At 44.9% G+C, this 5,147-nt stretch carries 7 protein-coding genes; 6 read left to right on the forward strand and 1 reads right to left on the reverse strand.

The annotated features are described in order from the left end of the window. Window positions 1-328: 328 nt before the first annotated feature. The 5 genes from H0W44_10650 to H0W44_10670 all read left to right on the forward strand — a co-directional run bounded on the left by H0W44_10650 (window position 329) and on the right by H0W44_10670 (window position 4,249). Window positions 329-1,183, forward strand: a complete 855-nt coding sequence (locus tag H0W44_10650; protein MBA3582894.1) for a hypothetical protein — start codon at window positions 329-331, stop codon at window positions 1,181-1,183. Between the two features lie 142 nt (window positions 1,184-1,325). Continuing rightward, window positions 1,326-1,616 (forward strand): toxin, encoded by a 291-nt coding sequence (locus H0W44_10655; GenBank protein MBA3582895.1) that lies wholly within the window; start codon window positions 1,326-1,328, stop codon window positions 1,614-1,616. Between the two features lies 1 nt (window position 1,617). Continuing rightward, the gene (locus tag H0W44_10660) at window positions 1,618-1,917 is read left to right on the forward strand and encodes a hypothetical protein (GenBank protein ID MBA3582896.1); all 300 of its coding nucleotides are present in this window, start codon (window positions 1,618-1,620) and stop codon (window positions 1,915-1,917) included. A 78-nt stretch (window positions 1,918-1,995) separates the two neighbouring features. Then, window positions 1,996-2,229: a hypothetical protein gene (locus H0W44_10665; protein MBA3582897.1), complete on the forward strand. Its 234-nt coding sequence runs from the start codon at window positions 1,996-1,998 to the stop codon at window positions 2,227-2,229. 397 nt (window positions 2,230-2,626) lie between these two features. Then, complete coding sequence (locus H0W44_10670; protein MBA3582898.1) at window positions 2,627-4,249, forward strand: IS66 family transposase; 1,623 nt, start codon at window positions 2,627-2,629, stop codon at window positions 4,247-4,249. A 284-nt stretch (window positions 4,250-4,533) separates the two neighbouring features. On the opposite strand, the gene H0W44_10675 is transcribed toward H0W44_10670, so the two are convergent. Continuing rightward, window positions 4,534-4,896, reverse strand: a complete 363-nt coding sequence (locus H0W44_10675) for a hypothetical protein (protein MBA3582899.1) — start codon at window positions 4,894-4,896, stop codon at window positions 4,534-4,536. 136 nt (window positions 4,897-5,032) lie between these two features. Here H0W44_10675 and H0W44_10680 point away from each other — a divergent pair. Beyond that, window positions 5,033-5,147, forward strand: a 115-nt coding sequence (locus tag H0W44_10680) for a Tn3 family transposase (protein ID MBA3582900.1), incomplete at its 3' end; no start/stop codon positions are given.

Consider the following 5,147-nt stretch of genomic DNA (forward strand, 5'->3'; position numbering starts at 1 on the left):
ATTTAAAACAGGGTAGAAATTCTGAAAGTAAGTGATTGATGGACTGAGCATCATGTTTTTGCCTGTTTATATAATAATTACTTCTTGCAGTAAGAAACTTTTCCTGCATTTGCTTTAATCTTTCCTGCTTCTGCATAAAGAGAGAATGTGAATGTGTAAGCAAAGTGCTTGGTGTTTGTTTTTTCATTAGCAATTTTTCTCCTATCAAGAATGTTTAGCTATCACTATTAAGTTAAAGCAACATGAATAACAAGTACTATAATGGAAGTATAGGCGCATTATACAAAATTTTGGATAAGCAGATTTTGTCCTTATAGGAATAGATAACATGAAAATTTTAGAGCAACAAGCAGAGACAGAAGAACCTAATGATTTGTATGAGGCTTCTAGAGTTGAATCCAATGCAATAGCTGTTGAAACATATGATAAAGAAAAAGACGGTATCCTGTTGTATACACGGGGGATAGCAACATGTATCGCTATCATTGTTGATGGAACTTACGTTGACGCTGAATCTTCTACTACGGAAACCTTCGTAGTCCTGTACCACTGGTCTGGAAAAACAAATGAGCAGATTGATAGGTTACAGCTTAATCAGGAAAATAAAAAACAAGAAGGTTATGTGACGGCTGCTTCAGAATGTATCACTTTTGTTATTCAATCCATCAAAAGCAATCTTAATAGTAATGTCATTACGCTAAAGAGTATTGGCGTTGTGGGTGGTCAAAAAGCGAATGTGCAGGAAGAATTAACAGGTACGGAGCAGGAAATTGCTGGCTTAAGCAATTTTTTGACTGATGACAAACAAAAACAGCAGTTCGCACAAAATACGGGCATTACTTTACCTGACTTTAATCCAGGCACACATCTCAGCCCTTTTCATACTGAAGAAGAATATAACCTTAATGTTTACATCAAGTGCGACCAAGGAAATATTACAATTTTATATAAAAAGAAAGAAATTAATGAAGAAAACAAGAGCAGCCCAAATGTTAGCGATGAATCTTATGGCAGCAATGATAGCAATGAAGAAGAGGATGATACCCGTCAAGCTTTGAATCCTTTAAAGCGGAAAAAAGATGATGACTTAGATGATGATAACAAACGGATAAAATTAAGTGTAAATACTGCTCAGCAGCAGGAAGAACAAAAAAACCCAGATCGCAGTGGCCCGAAATTCTGAGTTAAGCGTTAACAAAGAAGTAACTTTAAAAGCGTATCAACAACAGGATCAGAATAATAAGATGTCAGAAACCTATACCGCTTAAGGCACAATCAATTTAAATTGAATTGACAACAGGCACACTATAGGCTATATTTAGTCCATGACATATAAAGAATATGACTTTCCGGCAGATAAAAATCAGTGGCTAAAAGAACATCGCAATATTAGCTTTGAAGAGGCAATAGCGGCTATAGAAAATGGGGATATACTCGATGTAGTGCCTCATGCAAATCCTGCTAAATATCCTCATCAAAGCATGTATATATTGAATATTAATGAGTACGTGTACTTAGTGCCTTTTGTAAGAAAAAGTACAACATGCGCGTTCCTTAAAACCATTTTTAAAAGTCGGAAAATGAAAAAGCAATACCGAAAAGCAGGCAGGAGTTAGCATGAGCAAAGACATCATAAAAGAGCAAAAACTGGATGAAGAAGAACAAGAACTGCTAGAAGCATTTGAGCGTGGTGAATTAAAAAGCGTCGATAACTTAGCAGAGGAACTTGCCTTTGCCAGAGAAGCCGCCGCTAATTACTTTCGCAAAGATGCGCGCATTAATATTCGACTGTCTCGCAGCGATTTAAACCGTATTAAACAAAAGGCAGCCTATGAGGGATTACCATATCAAACCCTGATCGCCAGCCTTTTACACAAATATGCCGCTGGGCATTTGCAAGCTGGTCATATCGACTAGCGTTACATAAGCGTACTGCCTGGGTGTTACAAGCACCCAAGCAATACTAACCACAACAACCTACGATAGAGGTGTATTATGGCTCATTCTAGCTTAAACGATCCCGCGTCTAATCCCAACTTTTTATCTCAACCGCTCTCGTTACTGGAGCTGCGCGACAAATTGCATGACCATTTAAGCCAAGCGGCGGCGTTAGCCTCTGTAGCCAGTGGCGATGACTTTCTCGATTTTCATCAAGACGTGTTGCGCGATTATGGGGTACTTTTAGATATGGAACCAAAACCAACATGCTTGGCTATTTTGAATAATTAATAACATTTTTTCCTATGGTACAAGTTAAGAAAAATAAATCTCTTAACTTGTACATTACAGAATTATAGTGTCCTTCCGGCAAGCCTGCCTAGACTAAATTTATAAAGTGTGCGTTATCAAAGCCAGCCGATATCCCGGAGCTGTTGATCCTGTTGCATGGCCGTGTCCAATAAATCAATTAATTCCCCCTGGATGTCGGGCGGTAAATTGCTTTTTTTTATTTCGGTCAAATAACGTCGGTAATTTTCAGCCGATAGATTAAACGCAGATAGCCAAATGTCCATAGCCCGTGCTCACCTTAAAGGTTAATATCAGGACGCCACCCCAAATCGGTGCGCCCTTAAAATAATAAGCATCCTTATTTGTCACCGTGCTACCTTAACACACCGATTATCCGATGACGACACCTCACGCGCTACCTGATATTGCCGAAAAAAGCGACGACGACATTGCCCGTATGATTCAAGGTGTTCGCGACAATACCCTTTCCGAGGCTGAACAAACGTTAGTGATTAAATGCATTGAATTGGCCCTGTGGCTACCGTTGTATTTACAAAAAAAGACGATTTCCCTTCGACGACTACGCACCCTGCTGTTTGGTAAAGGCTATAGTTCGCCGCCACCCCCTTCAGCGAGCCTTCCTGTTGTCGATGCTGAACCGGCGGCTGATGACATCGCATCGTCAGCACCGGTGGTTAAAAAACCCGGACATGGGCGACTGCCCCATACCGCCTATGAACAGTGCGAGGAGGTGACGTTGGCGATAACCGATTATGCCGTCGGCGACCGCTGTCTCTGCAGTCAGGGTAAACTAAGACGCTATGGGGCGGGGGTATTACTGCGCGTGCGCGGACAAAGCATGGCGCGTGTCATACGCTATACGGTAGAAAAACTCCGCTGCGATGCGTGTCAGGTACTGGTGACCGCACCGATACCGCCGGAGGTGGGTACGGAGAAATACGACGCCTCGTTTAAGGCTTGGCTTGCCCTGCAGAAATATTATGTGGCGGTCCCTTTGTACCGGCAGGAGCACTTTCTGAAATTACTGGGCTTTCCCCTGTCCGATGCCACCCAATGGGATTTAATCGAACAATTAGCCGGCGCCTGCTATCCGGTGTTTACGGTCCTGCAGCGCTTAGCCGCTCAGGGAAAGCTGATTCACAATGACGATACCCCGGTGCGCATTCTGGCGGTTATCAAAGCGATAAAAGCGAACCCGCAACACGCCCGTACCGGCATGACCACCTCGGGATTTATGGCAGAGTACGAGGGTCACACCATTGCGCTGTTTATGAATAACACGGACCATGCGGGCGAAAATCTGGCCGCGCTGTTAAAACACCGCTTGACCGAGCAGCCGCCCATCCTGCAGATGTGTGATGCATCCAATAACAATTTGCCAGGCGCTATCGAAACCATCGTCTGTAATTGCTTAAGTCATGGCTTTCGCAAATTCAGCGAGCTGGTTGATTACTTCCCTGAGCCGTGCCTCATTGTCATGAAAGCCTTGAGTGCGGTTTACCAGCAGGACGAAAAAACCCGTGGCATGACCGATGCGCAACGGTTGCTGCACCATCAAACCCACAGCGAACCGCTGATGGATACCTTAAAACAGTTTGTTGACCAGCAATTGCATGACCATTGTGTCGAGCCAAACAGTGAGTTAGGCAAGGCGCTGCGCTATCTGCAAAAACACTGGCACAAGCTGAGCCGCTTTTTAAGCGTTGCAGGAGCGCCCTTAGATAATAATGTGCTTGAGCGCGCCCTTAAAATTGCCATTCGTCATCGGCGCGCTTCGCTGTTTTACCGCAGTCGTTACAGCGCCCACCTGGGTGGGATGTTAACCAGCTTGATGGTCACCTGTTATTTGGGCCAACATAATGCCCATCATTATTTAACGGCATTGCAACAGCATCAGGCGGCGGTGCTGCAATCCCCCGCGCAATGGTTGCCCTGGAATTATCAGGTAGCGGTCGCCAATCAGCCGGCAGGCTCGTTGGTGTGCCTTGCTGCAGCATAAGCAACAGTTCAACCGCTTTCACCGGTTGCGCGGGATGGCCGGGCCACCCCCGAAGGCGGCCTTTTGAAAAGCGCTTTTGAATTAACCAAAAGCCATTGCCATCAAAGCTGAGTATTTTAACGGCGGTGCTGGTTTTATTGCGGAACACAAACACGGTGCCGGCAAAGGGATCGGCCTTTAACTGTAACCGGCACACGGCGGCCAGGCCATCGATACCTTTGCGAAAATCAGCGGGTTCGATGGCAATGCATAAGCGGTGATGCGGGGTCAGGGCGAGCATCGATTCAAGCCAAAAACGTGGTAATGAGTAAATGCGTGTGCTCCATCGAGGGCGCGATAAGCGATAGTTTTACACCATCGTGGCGCTCTAGAACCAGGCACGGTTGCGTAGCGGGCGGCGGTTGAAGCGCGAGCGTGACAAAAGCCGGTATAGGGGACGTTGGTTTATCTGCCTTAGCAAGCAAGCCTCGCTGACGCAGTTGGCTAGTACTAAGGTGTAGACGGCGTATAATCGGCGTGAGTTTATAGTGAGGCAGCACTTGCTGGACTAAATCCCATAAGGGTTTAGGGATTTTGTCGCCGGCTTTGCGGGTTAGGCGCCACTGTGTAAAGCGTTGTTCAACCTCGTCAAGTGTTATTGCGGTCATCGTATTGCTTTCCTTCTTTGGTGTAATAATCAGGTCGCAATAAGATTACGCGTTATCAAAAATTTATGTCAGGCAGGCTTGCCGGAAGGACACATTAGTTGCGTTATTATCGCATGAAACGAAACAACCTATTATCGTGAAAAAATTAAGCACACATGAATATAAAAGTCGGGTAAAGGATGCGCTGTGGGAATTAAACCATATCTTAAAAAGCATACACATCCTACAATATATCGATGATCCAGATTACC

Source organism: Gammaproteobacteria bacterium, from assembly GCA_013817245.1.
GTDB lineage: Bacteria > Pseudomonadota > Gammaproteobacteria > HTCC5015 > HTCC5015 > JACDDA01.